1 protein-coding gene is annotated in these 824 nt (G+C 63.5%); it reads left to right on the top strand.

Going from position 1 to position 824, the window contains the following annotated elements:
• Nucleotides 1-816: ISAs1 family transposase (locus NKI79_RS33120; protein WP_352807500.1), on the top strand; the 816-nt coding region annotated here is incomplete at its 5' end.
• Nucleotides 817-824: the final 8 nt, after the last annotated feature.

The following is an 824-nucleotide window of genomic DNA, read 5'->3' on the forward strand; positions in this document are numbered from 1 at the left end:
TTTGCTGCCTTTGCCGCAGCTTTCGCCCGAGCCAGCCGAGAGACGCCCGAGGTGGTGTCGCTTGACGGCAAGGCTTTGCGGCGGGCCTACGAGAAGGGCTTGGCAGCCAGTCCGCCGTTGACGGTGTCGGCCTTCGCCGCCGAGACCCGGCTGTGCCTGGCGGCAGTCTCGCCGAGCGCTGGTGAGAACGAAGTCGAGGCCGCGCTCAAAGTCGTCGAACTCATTGATCTTACGGGCAGATTGGTCACCGCCGACGCGCTCCACTGCCACACCCGCATGGCTGCGGCCATTACCCAAAGAGGTGGCGATTACCTGCTTGCGCTGAAGGGCAACCGTCGTCATTGGCTGCGCCGTGCCAACCTGCAACTGGCCGACGCCACCCCTTCCATTGCCGAGCGGACCGAGACCAGCCACGGCCGCAACGAGTGGCGGCAAGCCGAGATCGTGGCGGCGGCCGAGCCGCTGATGCCCGGCCACCTGGCCTTCATCCGCATCACCAGCCGACGCGATCAGGCCAGGCCGTTGATGCGCCTGTTCATGGCCTCCACGCTCATGTCGCCGCAACGGGCGCTCGACCTCACCAGAGCTCATTGGCAGATCGAGAACGGCCTGCATTGGATGCTTGATGTCCATCTCGATGAGGATCTCAGTCGTGCCCGCAAGGATAATGCTCCCGCCAACACAGCCCTTCTCAATCGCCTCGCCAGAAACATCCTTCAGGCCGCCGATGCTGCCAAAGTCCCCATCAGCCATCGCATCAAGAAATGCGCCTGGAACGACGACTATCTCATCAATGCCATCACTCATATGCGATAGCCCTGCCC

Source organism: Mesorhizobium sp. M0340, from assembly GCF_040321535.1.
GTDB lineage: Bacteria > Pseudomonadota > Alphaproteobacteria > Rhizobiales > Rhizobiaceae > Mesorhizobium.